The 18,621-nt window shown below is 46.7% G+C and carries 19 protein-coding genes and 1 tRNA gene; 16 read left to right on the top strand and 4 right to left on the bottom strand.

Features of this window, described 5'->3' with window-relative positions; translation table 11 throughout:
• Positions 1–54 precede the first annotated feature (54 nt).
• Complete coding sequence (locus AC6ESP_RS16565) at positions 55–696, bottom strand: GntR family transcriptional regulator (protein WP_497097826.1); 642 nt, start codon at positions 694–696, stop codon at positions 55–57.
• Positions 697–918: 222 nt separating this feature from the next.
• On the opposite strand from AC6ESP_RS16565, the gene AC6ESP_RS16560 reads away from it, so the two are divergent.
• From AC6ESP_RS16560 to AC6ESP_RS16525, 8 genes are all read left to right on the top strand, one after another.
• Positions 919–1,815, top strand: coding sequence for a phosphate/phosphite/phosphonate ABC transporter substrate-binding protein (locus AC6ESP_RS16560; RefSeq protein WP_497097825.1), 897 nt, complete (start codon positions 919–921; stop codon positions 1,813–1,815).
• A gap of 31 nt (positions 1,816–1,846) precedes the next feature.
• Positions 1,847–2,635, top strand: coding sequence for a phosphonate ABC transporter, permease protein PhnE (gene phnE / locus AC6ESP_RS16555; protein WP_497097824.1), 789 nt, complete (start codon positions 1,847–1,849; stop codon positions 2,633–2,635).
• Positions 2,635–3,483 (top strand): PhnE/PtxC family ABC transporter permease, encoded by an 849-nt coding sequence (locus AC6ESP_RS16550; protein WP_497097823.1) that lies wholly within the window; start codon positions 2,635–2,637, stop codon positions 3,481–3,483. Before phnE ends, AC6ESP_RS16550 begins: the two co-directional genes overlap by 1 nt.
• An 18-nt stretch (positions 3,484–3,501) precedes the next feature.
• The gene (phnC, locus tag AC6ESP_RS16545) at positions 3,502–4,278 is read left to right on the top strand and encodes a phosphonate ABC transporter ATP-binding protein (RefSeq protein ID WP_497097822.1); all 777 of its coding nucleotides are present in this window, start codon (positions 3,502–3,504) and stop codon (positions 4,276–4,278) included.
• A gap of 94 nt (positions 4,279–4,372) precedes the next feature.
• Positions 4,373–5,416 carry a GTP 3',8-cyclase MoaA gene (gene moaA, locus AC6ESP_RS16540; RefSeq protein ID WP_497097849.1) on the top strand — a complete coding sequence of 348 codons (1,044 nt, stop codon included), beginning with the start codon at positions 4,373–4,375 and terminating at the stop codon, positions 5,414–5,416.
• Positions 5,417–5,472: 56 nt separating this feature from the next.
• Positions 5,473–6,030, top strand: a complete 558-nt coding sequence (locus AC6ESP_RS16535; RefSeq protein ID WP_497097821.1) for a guanylate kinase — start codon at positions 5,473–5,475, stop codon at positions 6,028–6,030.
• Positions 6,031–6,175: 145 nt separating this feature from the next.
• On the top strand, positions 6,176–6,436 hold the full coding sequence (locus tag AC6ESP_RS16530; RefSeq protein WP_497097820.1) for a hypothetical protein: 261 nt from the start codon (positions 6,176–6,178) through the stop codon (positions 6,434–6,436).
• A gap of 51 nt (positions 6,437–6,487) precedes the next feature.
• Positions 6,488–7,681 carry a MalY/PatB family protein gene (locus AC6ESP_RS16525; RefSeq protein WP_497097819.1) on the top strand — a complete coding sequence of 398 codons (1,194 nt, stop codon included), beginning with the start codon at positions 6,488–6,490 and terminating at the stop codon, positions 7,679–7,681.
• Between the two features lie 68 nt (positions 7,682–7,749).
• Here the strand turns inward: AC6ESP_RS16525 and msrA are convergent, their stop codons facing one another.
• Positions 7,750–8,265: a peptide-methionine (S)-S-oxide reductase MsrA gene (msrA, locus tag AC6ESP_RS16520; protein ID WP_497097848.1), complete on the bottom strand. Its 516-nt coding sequence runs from the start codon at positions 8,263–8,265 to the stop codon at positions 7,750–7,752.
• Between the two features lie 419 nt (positions 8,266–8,684).
• Here msrA and AC6ESP_RS16515 point away from each other — a divergent pair, with 419 nt between their 5' ends.
• From AC6ESP_RS16515 to AC6ESP_RS16485, 7 genes are all read left to right on the top strand, one after another.
• Positions 8,685–11,237 carry a glycoside hydrolase family 2 protein gene (locus AC6ESP_RS16515; RefSeq protein WP_497097818.1) on the top strand — a complete coding sequence of 851 codons (2,553 nt, stop codon included), beginning with the start codon at positions 8,685–8,687 and terminating at the stop codon, positions 11,235–11,237.
• Between the two features lie 207 nt (positions 11,238–11,444).
• Positions 11,445–11,527, top strand: a tRNA-Leu gene (locus tag AC6ESP_RS16510).
• A gap of 93 nt (positions 11,528–11,620) precedes the next feature.
• Positions 11,621–12,544 (top strand): helix-turn-helix transcriptional regulator, encoded by a 924-nt coding sequence (locus tag AC6ESP_RS16505; RefSeq protein ID WP_497097817.1) that lies wholly within the window; start codon positions 11,621–11,623, stop codon positions 12,542–12,544.
• Positions 12,545–12,610: 66 nt separating this feature from the next.
• The gene (locus AC6ESP_RS16500; protein ID WP_497097816.1) at positions 12,611–13,090 is read left to right on the top strand and encodes a GyrI-like domain-containing protein; all 480 of its coding nucleotides are present in this window, start codon (positions 12,611–12,613) and stop codon (positions 13,088–13,090) included.
• A gap of 132 nt (positions 13,091–13,222) precedes the next feature.
• On the top strand, positions 13,223–13,429 hold the full coding sequence (locus tag AC6ESP_RS16495; protein ID WP_497097815.1) for a GapA-binding peptide SR1P: 207 nt from the start codon (positions 13,223–13,225) through the stop codon (positions 13,427–13,429).
• A gap of 246 nt (positions 13,430–13,675) precedes the next feature.
• Positions 13,676–14,101: an NUDIX hydrolase gene (locus AC6ESP_RS16490; RefSeq protein WP_497097814.1), complete on the top strand. Its 426-nt coding sequence runs from the start codon at positions 13,676–13,678 to the stop codon at positions 14,099–14,101.
• A gap of 162 nt (positions 14,102–14,263) precedes the next feature.
• A complete protein-coding gene (locus tag AC6ESP_RS16485) occupies positions 14,264–15,007 on the top strand; it encodes a GTP pyrophosphokinase (protein WP_497097813.1) in 744 nt (247 codons plus the stop codon).
• Between the two features lie 61 nt (positions 15,008–15,068).
• Here AC6ESP_RS16485 and AC6ESP_RS16480 read toward each other — a convergent pair whose 3' ends face one another.
• Entirely contained in the window at positions 15,069–15,947 is an 879-nt protein-coding gene (locus AC6ESP_RS16480) for a helix-turn-helix domain-containing protein (RefSeq protein ID WP_497097812.1), read from the bottom strand.
• Positions 15,948–16,182: 235 nt separating this feature from the next.
• Between AC6ESP_RS16480 and AC6ESP_RS16475 the strand changes: the two genes are divergently transcribed.
• Positions 16,183–17,361: an acyl-CoA dehydrogenase family protein gene (locus tag AC6ESP_RS16475; protein ID WP_497097811.1), complete on the top strand. Its 1,179-nt coding sequence runs from the start codon at positions 16,183–16,185 to the stop codon at positions 17,359–17,361.
• A 47-nt stretch (positions 17,362–17,408) separates the two neighbouring features.
• Here the strand turns inward: AC6ESP_RS16475 and AC6ESP_RS16470 are convergent, their stop codons facing one another.
• Positions 17,409–18,602 (bottom strand): YhgE/Pip domain-containing protein, encoded by a 1,194-nt coding sequence (locus AC6ESP_RS16470; protein WP_497097847.1) that lies wholly within the window; start codon positions 18,600–18,602, stop codon positions 17,409–17,411.
• Between the last annotated feature and the right edge of the window lie 19 nt (positions 18,603–18,621).

Raw genomic sequence — 18,621 nt, 5'->3', positions numbered from 1 at the left:
TATAGGAAAAGGTGGAGGTGGAACAGCTGCTAGCTGCTCTGCCTCCACCTTTTCTTATAAATTGTAATTATCGGCAAAGCCTCGGACGAATTCCGATGACATGCTAATTGAGCCTTGGAGTGTGTCGTAGTCCTTCTGCTCTAGAGCCTTGAGAATCATGGCATTAGCAGGAGTGGAGCGGAAATGTGGGGAGAAGGGTGTTCGTCTCCAATTCATAACGGCGAATAGAGTTGCTCTAGCTTGGATGGTCTCTAAGGTGGCCAGCATATGATCGTTGCCGATAGAAGCGACGAAGCAATAGGCGAATTTCATACTGTGATGGATATATGCCAGATAATCATTATTGTCGGTAGCGACGAGCTGATTGCTGTAATGCTCCCTTAATTGCTCCAGACCGTTGAATCCTGTTCGTCTAATAATAGATGCGGCATAATATTGCATCGCGATCATCGATTCAATTAACTCATAAGAATCTTTATAGGACATCTCCTTTACGAGTACCCCTCTTTTTTGAAGTGATTGCAGGAAGCCTTCAACTTCCAGCCGCGAAATAGCACCTCGAACGGGCGTTCTGCTCATCCCGAATTCGACAGCCAGATCATTCTCGGACAGCAGCATTCCGGGGACAATTTCGCCATAGAACATTTTATTGCGCAGCTTCTCATAAGCAGTTTCTACTAATGTTGTTTCTTTCATAACAAGTACGCATTCCTTTCCGTAGCAACATGTGACATGTCGCTAGTATAGAACGAATCATAGGATGCGAAAAGTTAATGTATTGTAAACGAACATGAGTATAAGTGAAAAAAACCTTTACAAAAGGTATATGTGATGATGACACGGCGTTAACACGAAGCATCTAGTATTCTAGTTGTATTCAACGCGTAACAATCCCACAAATCACTGGAGGAAATTGTAATGAAGAAATCGATTAGCTTACTCGTACTTGTTATCTCGGTCGTAGCGCTGTTATCTGCTTGCGGTACGGATTCGGGAGCAATGAAAAAATTTGTTATCGCCTACTTGCCATCAGAATCTAATGATCAGGCTGCCAAATTAAACAAAGATTTCGAGGACAAGCTATCCGAAACGATAGGGCTACCGGTTGAATCGTATAAAGCGACCAGCTATAACGCTGCTATCGAAGCCATGAAGAACGGCAAGGCGGATATGGCTACATTCGGTCCATTCTCTTATATCGTAGCGGTAGATCGTGCGAAGATCGAACCTGTTGTAGGGATTAGTCTTCCATCACTAGAGAATTCGCCGGCATCGGTCATTATTGTGCCGAAGGACTCTGATATACAATCGCTAGCAGATTTGAAAGGCAAGACGATAGGGTTCGTTGATCCAGTATCCACTACGGGCCATTTGTTCCCGAAATCAATGATTGTTGATGAGCTTGGTTTAGATCCAGAAGAGCTCGAGACGAACTTCTTCAGCAGCATTCAATTCGCCGGCAAGCATGATACTGCCGTGCTGGGTGTAGTGAAGGGACAGTATGATGCAGCTGGGGTATCGGGTATGTATCCGGATATGCTCGCACAGAAGGGTCTTATTGATAAAGATTCCTATCGCATCATTGCAAGCTCAGGGCCGCTGAACTCGACGCCAGTAGGTATTCGTTCTACAGTACCGGCTGAAATGAAGGAGAAAGTGAAGTCCTTCCTGCTGGGCTACAATAATCCGGAATATTTCGAGAACCTGTTCGGCATGGCAGATGCCAAGTTCATTGAAGTGCAGGACAGCGACTACGATAATATCCGTGACATTTCCAAACAGCTGAACCTTAGCCCTGAAGAGCTAATGGAATAAGAAATGCGCTTGAATAGGAGGACGAGGCAGAGTGTATAACCAACCGACTATGTACCGGAAACAAAATAAAGCGAAACGGCTAATGTCACTAGCTTTATTCGCAGCAGTGCTGGCCGTCTCCTTCTGGTATATCAAATTCGACATGGTCGAGTTTATTACAGGGATACCGATATTTCTAACGTTCTTGTTTACCGATTTTCTACCACCTAATGTAACGAATATGAGCAGCTATATTGGCCCTGTGCTGGATACACTCATTTTTGCAGTCGTGGGAACCTTCATTTCAGCGACTATCGGACTTGTAGTGAGCTTCCTCATTGCACGCAATACAGCTCCCAATACCGCTGTAAGGCTCGTATTGCGAGGAATTGTCTCCTTCGTACGGAATGTGCCGTTTCTCGTATGGGCAGCACTGCTCGTTATTATATTCGGAGTGGGCTCGATGCCAGGCTTGTTCGCACTCCTCATATTCGGGAGCTGCTTCTTGTCGCGGGTGTATGCAGAGTCTATAGAAGCATTGGACAAAGAGGTGACGGAAGCTCTTGAGGCTAGCGGAGCTACTTACAGTCAAGTGCTTAAGCATGCCATTATTCCGCAGTTCATGCCAGCCTTCTATTCATGGACACTATTCATGTTCGAGATTAACATTCGCGCTTCCGCTATTCTTGGTTTAGTCGGGGCCGGAGGCATAGGAAGCAATCTGAAGCAAGCGATGGATTTGTTCCAATACGGCAGAGCATCCATGATCATTGTTATTCTTATTGCACTCATCTTAATCGTGGAATTTGTCACTCAGAAAATAAGGGAGCGGTTATTATAATGCAGCAGGAATCCCAATTGCGACGCTTTGCCCCGTCCCAGAAAGAGCTCAACCGCTCGGGCAAAAAAATTCCGATCGCTCACCGTGGTACGCAGCGGCAGACGAGGCTTTTCTTCTCCATCACAGTAGTGTTGTTCCTGATCTGTCTTAGCTTCTTGGATCTGAGTGCTAAGCAATTTATGAATGGCTTGTCCAGCTTGCCAGGGATTATGAATAAAGTCATGACGATCTCATTCGCTTCATTCGGAGATTTGGCTGCGGGAATGTTCACCTCGTTGATTATTGCCTTCTTAGCCATCATCATTAGTGTCATTGTTTCTGTACTGCTGTCTTTTCTAATTGCAGAGAATATTATGCCTAACAAGTTTTTCGGTCGTCTACTGCGATATGTGCTCCTTATCATTAGGACGATTCCTACGACGATCTGGGTATTGCTTGCAGTAGCGAGCATGGGCTTCGGATCCATGGCTGGTGTGCTCGGACTATTATTTCCGACAGCATCGTACTTAATCAAATCGTTCGCTGCCCAGATTGAAGAGTCCGGTGACGATACAATAGAGGCGATGCGTGCCGTAGGCGCTTCCTGGCTCCAGATCGTATTCAAGGGCTTGCTGCCAGGCCTGATCATGCCGTTCCTCGGCATTATCTCCTTCCGATTCGAGATGGAGGTAGCAGAGACGGTTATGCTCGGTATGGTCGGTGCAGGAGGAATTGGTGTACTACTGCAGGATTATATCTCCTATTATGAGTTCGCTGATCTGGCGCTAGGCATCGTTATTGTCTTTATTACTATATTCACGGTCGAGCTCGTCTCCAGTCGAATTCGCAGTCGCCTAGCAAGGCAATAACATAGGGAGGTCATCAGGATGTCTATATTGAAGGTAGAAGGGCTTGTCAAAGCGTATAATGAGCATACTCTAGCACTCAAAGGGATCGATTTAACCGTTGAAAAAGGCGAATTCATTGCCGTCATCGGGCCGAGCGGAGCAGGCAAATCAACCTTCCTGCGGACGATTAATCGATTAATTGAGCCGACAGAGGGCACGATTGAGTTCCTTGGCGAGAAGATGGGCTCTGGCAATAAGCGGAGTCTTAGACAATGGAGATCGCAGATCGGAATGATTTTCCAGCATTATAATCTAGTCAATCGATCCAGCGTACTTGAGAATGTCCTTCATGGACGACTCGGTTATATGGGCTCGCTTGCTGGAGTGTTCAGCCGCTATAGCGAGGAAGATAAGCAGGCCGCGATTGAGCTGCTCAGCAAGGTTGGTCTAGAGAAGGAGATATATAAGCGTGCAGATGAGCTCTCTGGGGGCCAGAAGCAGCGGGTTGGAATTAGTAGAGCGCTTATGCAGCAGCCGAAGCTGATTCTTGCGGATGAGCCGATCGCGTCACTTGATCCTAAATCGTCTACTGTCGTGATGGACACGATCTATGACAACTGCGTATCGAGAGGCATTGCTTGTCTAGTCAATCTCCATCAGGTTGATGTAGCCAAGAAATATGCGACACGCATTGTTGGGATTAAAGGTGGAGTGAAGGTGTTCGATGGGACTGCAGATGAGCTGACGGAGGAAATGACTTACTCTATCTATGAGGGCAAAGAGCAGGAAATGCATGCACAAGTAGTGAGCGCTTAATAGGAAGCTGTTATCGGTTATTCATGAGGGAAGTCTTGGCTGCCAAGGCTTCCCTATTTGCGTGCCCCAAATTGAAAGCTTTGTCATTTATATGATGCGGTACTATAATGGAACAGAGGTGAAGAGGTTGTATACCCCTGTTGAAGATCAATTGAATCGTCCGATGCGAGACTTAAGAATATCAGTTACGGACCGCTGTAACTTCCGATGCCGTTATTGCATGCCTGCCGAGATTTTCGGTCCGGACTATGCTTTTTTACCACAAGACAAAGTATTATCCTTCGAAGAAATGACGCGGCTTGCAGCTGTGTTCGTTTCTCTGGGTGTCAATAAATTGCGTATTACTGGGGGAGAACCTTTACTGAGGAAGGGACTGCCTGCTTTTATTTCCACTTTGAATGAAATGGCTGGTGTCGAGGATGTCGCGCTGACGACGAATGGTGTTCTGCTTCCCAAATATGCTGGGCAGCTTGCTGCAGCTGGCTTGAAGCGGGTAACAGTAAGTCTGGATTCACTCGACGATGCGAGGTTCCGTCATATGAACGGAGGCAGAAGCGGGGTGCAGCCCGTGCTTGATGGGATAGAAGCTGCTGCTCAGGCGGGGATGAAAATCAAGATTAATATGGTCGTTCAGAAGGGCGTGAACGATCAGGACATTGTGCCGATGGCAGCTTATTTCCGAGAGCGCAAGCATATTTTGAGATTCATTGAATTTATGGATGTAGGCAACACCAATGGCTGGAAGTGGGATCAGGTTGTGTCGAAGAAGCAGATCGTAGATCTCATTCATGAGTATATGCCGCTTGAGCCTATTGACCCCCACTATAAGGGCGAAGTGGCTTCTCGATATCGCTATATAGGATCTGATGAGGAGATTGGGCTCATCTCCTCGGTAAGCGATGCGTTCTGCTCAACATGCACACGTGCTCGCATATCGGCAGAAGGCAAGCTGTATACTTGCCTGTTCGCTTCGAAGGGTCATGATCTGCTAACACTGATTCGATCCGGGCATACAGATGAGGAAATTCGGTCATTCATCGAGCAGGTATGGCAGGGTAGAACAGATCGATATTCGGAGGAGAGGCTTATGCATACAGGAACACTTCCCAAGATCGAGATGTCGCATATCGGCGGGTGAATCGGTACTATACCGCGAATCGAATATGGAGAATCTGAAGGGAGGAGAGAGTACAATTGTACAAGCTAGTCATATTCCAAGGGCCGAGTGCCTCAGGGAAAAGCTTCCTGCAAGCGCAGCTTGGCTTGCCGAAGGTCGTGACATGGACCTCCAGATTGCCGAGAAGCGGTGAGCAGCATGGAATAGATTATTTGTTCAGTACGAAGGAACATATGGCGGATATGCTGGAACAGGGCTTATTACTGGAGATGACGGAATATCAAGGCCAATATTACGGTACTCATATAGACACTATTGAAGAAATCATGAATAGTGAACGGATTCACTCGATCGTACTTGATCGATCTGGTGTGGCCAAGCTCAAGCAGCGGTATGCCGATGGGATATTCGTTATTGGAATAATAGCGGATCAAGAGGAGTGCCGGCAGCGATTATTGGCAAGGGCTCTCCCTATGGAGGAGATTGACCGCCGCCTGCTGTCGTACGATGTTGAACGCGAGGGGATGTCTAGCTGCGACATGATCATTGTTAATAGCGACGATAATCTGAAGAAGGCAGAGCAGGTTATCCGGTACATGAAAGAGGGAATGGAGAGGGATCGATCGAGCGTGTAAGGATGATCCTATTGCATACTTCTCGATAGACGCACACTCCTGAAGCATTCTGTCTTCGGGGGTGTTTTTTTTGTGAGCAGAATGCTGGAATGTTAGAATAGAGATGGATATGAGATTACATATGAATGACGGGGAGGTGCAGCTAATGAATGTTGAGTTGTATAAAGACATCATCAAGGATGAACGAGGCAATTATTACGTTGCTGTTCAGAAGAGCGGCCGGGAGCTGTCCTTGGTTAACGCCATGCTGGAGCGCTCTTACGCCCATGTTGTGGAACGGAATGAGAATTTCAATAATAAGCTTGCTCAGTACGAGAATCAATACATTGGCAAATGGCTTGTGACGATGATTCCTGACTATGAGAAGCGTCTGCGATCGTATGAGCTAATTGCCGCAGAGCTGTAGTAGAATGGTGGTTATGATACCTATAATGGAATAGAAAAGGTGGGGATACGAATGGCATACAGCTTCGAAGCTATTGTTGATCGTACAGGAACGAATGCTATCAAATGGGATGCTGATGTGCTCAGCCAGTTTTTCGAGTTGAAGGACAAGGAGGACTACTTGCCGCTGTGGGTAGCTGATATGGATTTCAGAACCGCACCAGCTATTATTGAAGCGCTCAAGGCTAGAGTAGAGCATGGTATATTTGGCTACGCCATGCCTAAGGAGGACTACTTCGACTCCTTGAGATGGTGGATGGAGAACAGGCACAGCTGGGCTATCCGCAAAGAATGGGTGACCTCAACGCCGGGGATTGTTCCTGCTATGAATTTTATTATTCGTGCACTAACGGAAATAGGAGATACCGTCATTATTCAGGAGCCTGTATATGGACCTTTCCGCAAGACAGTCACTACGAATGATCGAACAGCTGTCAATAATGCGCTGCTGCGAATCAATGGACGATATGTGATGGACTATGAGGATCTGGAGCACAAAGCGAGTGATCCGAAGACGAAGCTGCTAATTCTGTGCAGTCCACATAATCCGGTAGGCCGAGTATGGCTTCCGGAAGAGCTTAGAAGAATGGGTGAAATATGCGATCGTCATGGTGTGATTGTTGTGTCTGATGAGATTCATCATGATCTGATCATGCCGGGGAATATGCATACGGTATATGCGACGCTAGGTGAGGAATTCGCCAATCATTCGATTATTTGTACAGCGCCTAGCAAAACCTTCAATCTCGCCGGGATGCAGTCCTCTAGCTTAATCATTCCAAATGAGGAGATAAAGAAAAAGATAGATGAGGAGCTGGGCAAATCTTCGTTAGGCAATCCTAATCTTTTTGGAATAGTGGCGACAACAGCCGCTTATTCACCGCAAGGAGCGGAGTGGCTGGATGCCATGCTGCAATATCTCGATGAGAATCTGTCATTCATGCAGAGCTTCGTAGAAACTCATATGCCTGGTGTGACGTACTTGAAGCAGGAGGGCACTTACTTGTCGTGGCTCGACTTCTCGCAATTGAGCATGGCTCAAGATGAACTGGAGAATAGGATTAAGAATGAAGCGAAGGTTGTGCTTGATCCAGGCTCATGGTTCGGGGAAGGCAGCGATGGATTTATGCGTATTAATGCTGCATGCCCCAGATCGATATTGGCAGAAGCGTTAGAGCGTATCGCTCGGGCTATCTACCAATTGTAATAAAAGAGAGGAGCACTTCCCATGCGGGAGTGCTCCTTCTTATGTAAGCAGCCGAATTAGCTGCTTCGCTACTGCCAATTCGCGTTGATAAAAGTGTCCCGACCGGATTGCTCGCGGTCCTCTTTGTAATGCTTTGGATTCTTCTTATGGTAATCCTGATGATAATCCTCCGCTTGGTAGAAAGCTGTCGCCTCGCTTATTTCCACTACGATTGGCTGATCGAATCGCATGCTCTCCTCTAGCAGCTCCATAGAAGCCTGTGCAAGCTTGTGCTGCTCTTCATTATGATAAAAGATGACCGGCCGATACTGGCTGCCGCGGTCCTGGAACTGTCCATCCGCATCAGTAGGATCAATCTGTACCCAATAGAGCTCCAGCAGCTTCTCATAGGAGAACAGCTCGGGATCGAACGTAATTTGGACGACCTCGGCATGGCCGGTTGCTCCTGTTTTTACTTCCTCATAGGTTGGATCTGCTGTGTCGCCGCCCATATAGCCGGATACGATTCCGTGTATGCCAGGCAATTCATCGAATGGGGTAACCATACACCAGAAGCATCCACCACCGAATGTTGCTAACTGTATCATTGACTTGACTCCTTTATGTACTCATCTCGTCTATTAAAAGTAACCTGTCCACCTTGAGAAGTCAATTTGCAGCAGGGACTAGGGAGAAGTAGAGTGTGTTGACACTGTGACTGTACAATAATCGCTGACGAGTAGCTAAAATGTTAGCTTGTTTTGTTATATTTGTTATGTTGACTGGGATGGGAATTCACCGTTGTGTTTGAGTGAGTAAAAGGGAGGCAATGTGCAGTTTTGCAAATTTCGGCTTGTATTACTGAGGTTGAGATACAATAATGTACAAAAAACGATTGACCATAAGTTAGTTTGATAGTAATATTTGTTATGTAAAATAGGGATTAATTATATAACAAAATTAGGTTATTAAAACTGAATCGCTCCATATAACCATTAGCTGCTGCAAAGCATAGGAGGACAAGATGAGAGAGTTGAAACAAGTGATAAATGAGTGGAAGTTCAAAGCCTGCAAGGAAACGGAATGGATGCCTGCAACCGTACCTGGCTGTGTCCATACCGACTTGCTGCACAACGGAGCTATACCTGATCCATTCTATGCGACGAATGAGCATGATCTGCAATGGATTGACAAGATAGATTGGGAGTACGAGAGCCGCTTCGATGTTGCACCTGAGCAGATGAGCCATTCTTCTCTAGAGCTTGTATTCGACGGTCTGGATACGTATGCGGATGTCTATGTGAATGGCAGTCATGTCCTGTCTGCGGACAATATGTTCCGTACTTGGAAGGTCAATGTAAAAGGCCTTGTACAGCAGACAGATAACGTATTGACTATTCGATTCCGGTCACCTGTTCAGGAGGATCTCCTGAAGATCGATAAGCTGGGTTACAACCTTCCAGCAACGAATGACCAATCGGAGCTGGGCGGACTCGGAGAGCAGAAGATTAGTATATTTGCGCGCAAAGCTCCCTATCACTACGGCTGGGACTGGGGTCCGCGGTTCGTAACGAGCGGGATATGGCGTGAGGCAAGACTGGAGAGTTGGTCAGGCAGCCGAATTAATGATGTTTATGTTCAGCAGACCAGTGTCACGACAGAAGCAGCGAGATTATCGGTTCAAGTGGACATTGAATCCGAGCAGGATTGCGAAGGCGTCGTTCGTATTCATACGGAAGGCCAAGTATGGGAACAGGCGGTAAGCTTGCGTGCTGGCAGTAATAGCATACAGGTGCCGGTTGTCATTGCAGAGCCGAAGCTGTGGTGGAGCAGAGGTCTAGGAGAAGCGCATCTGTACACGTTCACAACCGAGCTGTTAAGTGAGCAAGAGCAGGTGGCGGTGAAGACAACCCGCGCTGGTCTGCGCTCGGTCCGCTTGGTTCGCAGCAAGGACGAGGCGGGGGCTTCCTTCTATTTTGAATTGAACGGTGTACAGGTGTTCGCCAAAGGCGCTAACCATATTCCGAATGACAGCTTTATTACAGAGGTTACGGAGGAGCGCTACAGGCATGAAATCGTAACAGCTGTTGAATCCAATATGAATATGCTGCGAGTATGGGGCGGCGGTATTTATGAACAATCCATATTCTATGACCTATGCGATGAATACGGCATCCTCGTCTGGCAGGATTTCATGTTCGCCTGCAGCATGTACCCTGGGGACGAGGCATTCCTGAAAAATGTTCGGTTGGAAGCACAGGAGAATGTGAAGCGTCTGCGTAATCACCCTTCTCTTGCGCTCTGGTGCGGCAACAATGAGATCGACTCTGCTTGGGCGCAATATGATGAAGATGCGGGCTGGGGCTGGAAAAAGCTGTACAATCAAGAGCAGCGCGCTACGATGTGGGAAAGCTATGAGGCTATCTTCCACAGCATTCTTCCTGAAGTAGTCGCTGAGCTTGATCCTGCTGTGGAGTACTGGCCTTCCTCGCCGCTCATTTCCTTAACCGGAGATATCGGCCAGCATGCGCATCCGCTGTCTACAGAAGGGGATGTTCATTATTGGGGCGTGTGGCATAACGTTGAGCCGTTCGAGAACTATAACAAAAAAATCGGCAGATTTATGAGCGAATATGGATTCCAGTCTTTCCCTGAATACGATACGGTTATGACCTTCGCCACGGAAGACGATCTGAAGCTCGATTCCAAGGTAATGAGAGCCCATCAGAAGAACGGTGACGGGAATCGCTTAATCAAGGAATACATGGATATCTATATGAGTGAACCGAAGGATTTTCCTTCTTTCCTGTACATGAGCCAAGTGCAGCAAGCTGAGGCGATGAAAATGGCGATTGAAGCGCATCGTCGGGCGATGCCATATTGTATGGGAACTCTTTATTGGCAGATGAATGACTGCTGGCCGGTTGCTTCATGGGCGGGCATGGACTATTACGGCAAGTGGAAAGCCATGCAGCATTATGCGAGAAAGAGCTTCGCGGATTCGGTGCTTTCCTTCGACCGTACCGATGAAGGCATCATCCGTGTTCATGCCATCACAGACCGGCTGGTGCCTCTGACTGGAGAGCTGAAGGTTGTTTTGTATCATTTCAATGGAGAGCGCTTGAAGGAAATGACGGTGCCTATACAAATAGAAGGCAATAGCGCGTCCGTCGTATTTACTGCTGATGAGCAGACATTCCTTGGGGATCATGATCCCGGCTCCGTAGTCCTGTATGTGGAGCTGCAGCAGTCGTCACAAGAGGTGAACAGTGCGGAGTATTATTTCGTTAACTCGAAGGCTATGAAGCTTGCTCCCGCCTCGATTCGGGTAACCGCAGTCGAAGGCAGCGCTGGAACCAAATTTACTATAGAGACAGATACGCTGGCTAAGCAAGTATGGTTAACGGCAGAGTATGCAGGTAATTTCTCCGACAATTATTTTGATCTTATTCCTGGTGTTGCCAAGGTTGTGGAGTTCCGTCAACGCACAAGCGGTGAGCTTAAGAGCAAGCCAACGGCTGCAGGCCACATCAATGCTCGTTCGATGGTGGAGTTTATTGCATCTAATCATTCCTGAATCATCGTGTAAAAGAACAGGGCTGTCCCTAAAGTTATCGCAGATAACAAGGGACAGCTTCTTTTGAACGGGTGGATAGAGCAGGATTATGGGTCGCCGAAAAAAGTTGTAACTTTTTTAAATTAGCTATTGCAATCTAGAACATCATGCTGTATATTATTACAAGTAAGCGGTTTTCACACAGGTTTCTAACCTGACAAGCTACATGCGCGTATGGCGGAATTGGCAGACGCACCAGACTTAGGATCTGGCGGGCGACCGTGGGGGTTCAAGTCCCTCTACGCGCACCATACTTCATAAGATAAGCCCTTGAGACGAAAGTCTTAAGGGCTTTTATTTGTTTTCAGAGGAGATTAGAATATAGAAAGAAAGGATAGAGCGCTGTGAAAATTGACCGTTTATTAGCGATGACGGTTATGCTGTTGAACCGGGAACGTGTCACTGCGAAGGAGTTCGCAGAACGGTTCGAGGTATCGACGAAAACAGTCTATCGGGATATGGATACTCTGAATCAAGCGGGTATTCCGATTGTAGCCTATCAGGGCATTTCGGGCGGCTATGGGATTATGGAGAGATTTACGATGGACAGACAGCTGGTGTCGGTAAAAGAGCTGTCTGTGCTGCTTGCCGCTGCCAAAGGCATTCAACATGTTCTTGAAGACCACACGCTGTCTGAGCTGCTCGAAAAAGTCGAAGCGCTTCTCCAGCAATCAGAGGTAACGGAGCAAGCGCTCGTTCTGGATTTGCTTCCATGGGGACATAGCTCCAACTACAAAGATAGATTGTCGCTGTTAAGAGCAGCGATAGAAGAGCGCCGAATCGTCAGCTTTCACTACATGAAATCAGACAATAATATAAGCAAGAGAACGGTTGAGCCGACTGCGTTGATACTAAAAGGCTCCAATTGGTATATGCAGGCGTATTGCAAGCTGAGAGAGGATTTTCGAGTATTCCGACTGACACGAATTATGGAGCTTACTGTGCTGCCCGAGAGGTTTGAGCAGCGACTGGTGCCTGCAATGGAAGGCTATACATGGAATTCTCAATGGTATGGGCAGGCTGAGACGGAGGTGAGGTTGCTCTGTCATCCAGAGATGCGTCATCGGGTAATCGATTCTTTTCCTACTGAATATATCACTTATTTAGATGATGGTTATATGCGAGTTGAGGGATTGTTTATTGTAGATGAATGGTTCTATGGTATGATTCTCAGCTTTGGTGAACTTTTATTGGTCGAGCATCCGGCTTCCCTTGCACAGGAAATTCTGAGTAGGGCCACAAAAATGATGCTTCGGTATACAACCTAGACAATCAGTTGTCTTATTTCGTAAGGTACAATTCTCTTATACAAACCTAAGAGAAGAGGGAACAAAATGCCAACTAATTATGAGCATAAGGCTGAAATTTCAATAATAGGGCTGAGTACCAGGACAACGAACGAGAATGAAGCAGGGCCGAATGGGCGTCTGCCGGATTTGTGGAAAGCCTATCTGGAGAGTAATAGACTGCCGCTATCGGATGCTGTTAACCCGCATTTGCTCTATGCGTTATATACCGATTATGAAAGTGATCACTCTGGCGCATATACGGTTATTCTTGGGCATGAGCATGATGCAAGTACGACGGGCCATGCAGGCCAAAACTTGAAGCAGTGCAGTGTTCCAGAATCAGATTACATCGTATTCGTGACCAGACAAGGTCCGGTTCAGCAGGTGGTTGTGGAGGCTTGGCAGGAAATTTGGGAGTACTTCGAGCATTCGGCTGACAAGCGTGCCTATACGGGAGATTTTGAGCTGTATGATACACGTAACATGAATCCGGAACAGGCGGTTGTTATATCTATATTGCCATAGTGAAGTAAATAGTGAATGTCTTGATAAGACAGAACAGTCAGGCAGGCAGGCGAAGAAGCTTTTCTTCACCGGCCTGTTTTCTTATTTTTTTGTGATTACTGGGTATGAAATGGAAATTTGATTATATACTAGATGTGGCATTATGAAAGCACTTACAACCGAAAGGATGAGGCGATAATGGGCGATTCCGTTGGGGCTCTTGAATTAGGTTCGATTATGTGCAAGCATTGCGGAACATTAATTGATACGTTGGATACGGAGAGGGTCATTATTTATTATTCGAGATGTGAGCAATGGGAATGTGTGGAGGAAGAATTGAGGAATGAGGCAAACCGATAATTAAGCAATTCCAATAATTCAATATGCAAGGCAAACCTTAGTCCGATGTTGAGGGCTGAGGTTTTTTATTTGGTTAGTAGTGTGTGCTTAGTATCCACCTATCGATTATTACATCAGTCAGTCACTATGACAAACGCTATGAATTTGATTTTTGGGATACCACATCTAAGTCCGATATTTATAAAATGACGTTCGAACAAAATCAGCTTCTACATATTGAGAGAGTGTGGGAAGGGTGATTATGAAGTGGGATATATAATGGAATTGAGGCAATTGGTTGGAAAGAGGCCTATTATAATGGTAGGCGCTTGTGTTCTATTACATAGTGACGAAGGATTGCTGCTCCAGCGTAGGACGGACAATGGATTGTGGGGCTTGCCTGGAGGCTCGATGGAATTAGGGGAATCTGTTGAAGAAGCAGCTCGAAGGGAGCTATTGGAGGAAACGGGACTCGTGGCTAAGAAGCTTGAGCTAATGGGAGTATTCTCTGGACCAGAATTGTATTACAAATATCCCCATGGTGATGAAGTATATAACGTGACTACAGCTTATATGTGCTCTGATTATGTTGGAGAGGTACGGGAATTACGCTTTTTCCTCTATGAGAATATTCCCACAGAGCTGAACCCTCCAGACAAGCTTGTTGTTGATGCTTTTCTATCGAAGCATTGAATACAATGCAAGAATGACCTATGGGATGAATGACGCTCCCGTTGTTTATTGCTAGAAGATTAGAAAAGTTGCAACATAGCAGTCATATATACTATGCTTTTTAATAGGCAATGTAAGTGGACAGCTGAAGAGGAGACTGATTTGATAAGCACACCTTATCCCATGCAACAATTAAAGGGCTTCAAGGATAAAATTACTCGCTTTATGATGATGTATAAATTTGCTCTGAAGGAAATGGAAACCAAAATCGACATCTTAAAAGAAGAATTTCATTTACTTCATGATTATAATCCTATTGAGCATACGAATTCCCGTTTGAAATCACCGGAGAGTATAGTGAATAAGCTCCTTCGCAAGGGCGTGCCTTTAACGCTGACTAATATTAAGGACAATGTGAGAGATATAGCAGGCTTGCGGATAACCTGTTCCTTCGTGTCGGATATTTACCGAATTAGCGATATGCTAAGCAGCCAGGTTGATCTAAGAATCGTAGAGGTGAAGGATTACATTCAGAATCCGAAGCCGAATGGCTATCGCAGCCTTCATATGCTCATAGAGGTGCCAGTGTTCATGTCCGACCGGCAGGAAAGCGTCTGTATAGAAGTACAGATTCGCACTATTGCAATGGATTTCTGGGCCAGCCTGGAGCATAAAATATTTTATAAATACAATCAAGAGGTTCCTGCCCGCCTGCTGATGGAGCTTAAGAGTGCTGCGGATTCCTCTGCTCTGCTGGATCTGCAGATGGAACGGCTGCATAAGGAGATTGGTGAGCTCAAGTCGCTGCAAGAAAGCTCTGCTATAGAGGATCTGAAGCGATTCCTGCCAAGCAGCCAGCCATTCACTATTCCTCCTGCTCTTCTTGAGCTCTTCAATGATGACGAAGATTCCGCCGGGAATAAATAACGTTGTATGCTAACCTAAAGAGATTCTATTCTCTTTAGGTTTTTATTTGTCCATCCCTGCGTTATTCAACTAAGCCCCGTGCTTGCTTCTTGTATTGGCCCGGCGTCATGCCAGCATGCTGCTTGAATACTTTGTTGAAGGTCTGCGTATCTCTATACCCTACGGCTTCTGCGACTGCGGCCACCTTATAGCTTCCGAAGGCGAGCAGCTCGCAGGCTCTGCGAATACGCTCGTATTGGACGAAATGATGGAAGGGCTGGCCTGTACGCTGCTTGAATAGACGGAAGAAATGACGCTCGCTTAAGCTACTTTTCTCGGCCATCATGCTAATGGTCAGGCAATCATGAGAGTTACGCCGGACATAGTCGATGGCCTCTCCTATAGGATCTTCTCCTGCGAATCCTGTAGAGGATTTGCCTGTGCCAGAAGCAAGCTTGCGTGCAATCTGCACAAGCAGCCTAATGAGATGTGCATACAGCATGGCTGAGAATCCTGAGCGCATCGAGGTATGCTCCTCCAGCATGTCAATGAACAGGGGTTCAAGGATCAGCTCTGTATCACGCAGTCCATAGGCTTGCTTGGGATAGTCATCTCGCAGCCGGAGCATCGTTAATAGATCGTCTTCTTGAATAAGTGCGGCAGCATCCGCCATGATTGATGGCGTGAATACACAATTGTAGACAACCAGCTTTTCCTTGGCCGAAGCAGGCCTGAATACATGTGCGGCTCCTATGGGCAGAACGTATAAATCTCCTTTGGATACAGCAAGGATATCCTCTCCAATATGATGGTAGCCCCGTCCTTCGGCGATATAAGAGATTTCGATAAAATCATGAGCATGATAGGCTAGGTCGAAGGTTTCTTCCGCGCGATTGATATAAATAGGCAGACCTTCGCGAAAATGCTGGGAACCGATCAGCTTGTCTGTCCTAGGATGCATAGGATTGTCCTCCCAAGTCAAAAGTCATTAGATTAATAGTCATGTATACCATATAGAAATGTCAAGAATAGCCTTGTTCGGATTGTACCCATGAATGTAACAAGGATAGAAATAAACTGTTCAACTCAAAAGGATATCGGTATACTATGAATTATGGGATTGATAAACAAATTCTAATAACCTCGAAATAGCAAATAGTAGTGACAATAGACATAATGGAGGAGGACATTCAGTTATGAATTCCGTACCCGATCTATTTATTAGAAATGCGAGGGAAGCAGAAATAGCTGCTAGAGCAGATGCTTTGGCCGAGATATTCGCTGCACGCGCATCTGAATACGATCGTGAGGGCTCGTTCCCTTATGAGAACTTTGCTGAGATGCAGGAAAGGGGTTACTTGAAGCTAACGGTTCCTGCTGAATATGGCGGGGAAGAGGCTTCTTTATATGAAATGGTGCTGTCCCAGGATCATCTGGCACGGGGAGATGGCTCTACTGCGCTTGCTGTAGGCTGGCATCTTGGCCAGATCATGCAGCTTCGCCTTAACCGGGCATGGCCAGAGCCGTTATTCGCAAGCTTCTGTGAATCGGTGGTAAAAGAAGGTTCGCTCATTAATCATCTTGCCAGCGAACGGGCGACAGGAAGCCCGAGTCGTGGAGGCAAGCCTGAGACGACAGCGACACGAACGGAAGGCGGCTGGCTGATTAACGGCCGTAAAACATACAGTACATTAAGTCCCATTCTGAAGCATTTTACCCTATGGGCTACGATTGAAGAGGAAGACCGAGCAGGTGATTTTCTTGTGCGAATGGGTCCAGGTGTTTCTATTGAGGAGACATGGGATACGCTTGGTATGCGAGGAACAGGTAGTCATGATCTTATTCTGAATCAGGTATTCGTACCGGATGGACAGACGCTCGAGGGTGCATATATCTCTCAGAAGCCAAGGGCGGCGGATGTTGACGGTGTTCTCCTGCATATTCCCGCTTGTTATATCGGTATCGCTCATGCGGCAAGAGATTTCGCCATACGCTTTGCCCAGAGCCATCGTCCGAATAGCCTGCCTGGACCGATCGCGGATTTGCCGCTTATTCAGAAGCAGATTGGGGAGATTGAAGCAGAGCTGATAACGGCACGAGCTCTGCTCTACAGCATCGCAGATCGCTGGGATCGTGATCCGTCAGGTCGTGCGGCGCTCAAGCAGGAGCTTGGCCTGGCGAAGTACGTGGCGACGAATCATGCCATTCGAATTGTGGATATGGCTATGCGTATTGTAGGAGGAGCAAGCTTGTCGCGAGCACTGCCTCTAGAGCGAATGTATCGTGATGTTCGTGCAGGGCTGCATAATCCTCCGATGGATGATATCGTCCTGCTGGGATTAGCCAAGCGTGCGCTTGCGTCAGAGGGAGGATAAAAAAAGAGGCTGTACAGGTTGAAATCCAATCTGTACAGCTTTTTTGCTTAGTTTGCACTATATTGTGAGTCAGCTTCTTTCTTACCGCCTAGCTTCAACGAAGAGGCTAACAGTACGAGTAGGCTGCCGGCTCCGATTGCTGTTAATACGACAGTCGGATGACTCCAGCTAATCCCTTGATCGAAGAAGAAGATTTCTCTCAGGCCCATGACCATGTAGCGCATAGGAAGCCATGAGAACACATAATCTTGATAGAATGGCGACAGCATCTCTGGTGCCATAGAGAGCAATGGACCTCCGAAGAACAGAAGCAGGATAAAGATAGGCATTCCTGCCAATCCGATCCATGATAGCACTGCCGAGATCATCAGGAAGAAGGCTAAGAAGCTGATTGACAGGAACAGGGCTGTATCGGTGAAACGCTCCACATTCATCCCCATCAAATCAACAATCCATGTAAATACAAATCCGACGATTAGCGCTAAGGCAGCGCCAGCTAATACTTGAAGGATATTGGTCCACAGCTTCTCTTGTCTGCTGAAGAAGCTTAGCTTGTTTTTTACAATGAAGAATAGCACGGCACTTAGGAGACTCGCCATCCACAGCGGCTGGAACATAGCGACTGGCGCATTGCCATTAGCTGTATGGGTGCCGATCTCATTTACGTTGTTCACTTCTTTGACAATGGGTGATGCTAGAGCTGCTGCTTGCTTGGTCGTGACCGTACCGCCTTGCTGATCGAATGCTGCGAGCAGCTCTTGCCGGACATTCACATTGATGCCATCAGACATTTGAATTAGAATCTGCGAGGCTGCGTTCGCAATCGCTGTATTCATTCCTTGATTCACGTATATCGTAAGTTTGGGTTGGCTCGGCTCAGCTGTGCGTAAAGAAGCTTGCTTCTGGCTGAAGTCCGCTGGAATGACTAGCGCTGCATAATATTGCTGATCATTCAGTCCTTCCAGAACCTCGGATTCGCTATTTACCTTAATCCAGTTCACCGCAGGCTCAGCGTCGCCACTTGCAGCTTCAGTTGTGTTCTTCTGGATGGTGTCTACGATTAGCTGACCCATATTCATATTTCCTTGATTAGGAATATCGACCCCTTGATCCTCATTGACGATAGCGATGGGCATATTCTGAGGCACTGGATTGATGGAGGGCAGCATGGTTAGACTGAATATAACAATAACTAGTAGTGCAATAAGTGGTAAGGCCAGAATTAAAGGTTTTTTAAACAATTGCATAATGAAAACTCCT

This window comes from Paenibacillus xinjiangensis, assembly GCF_059686975.1.
Note: the sequence above shows the minus strand (reverse complement) of the source record. Positions and strands in the feature narration are given on the sequence as shown.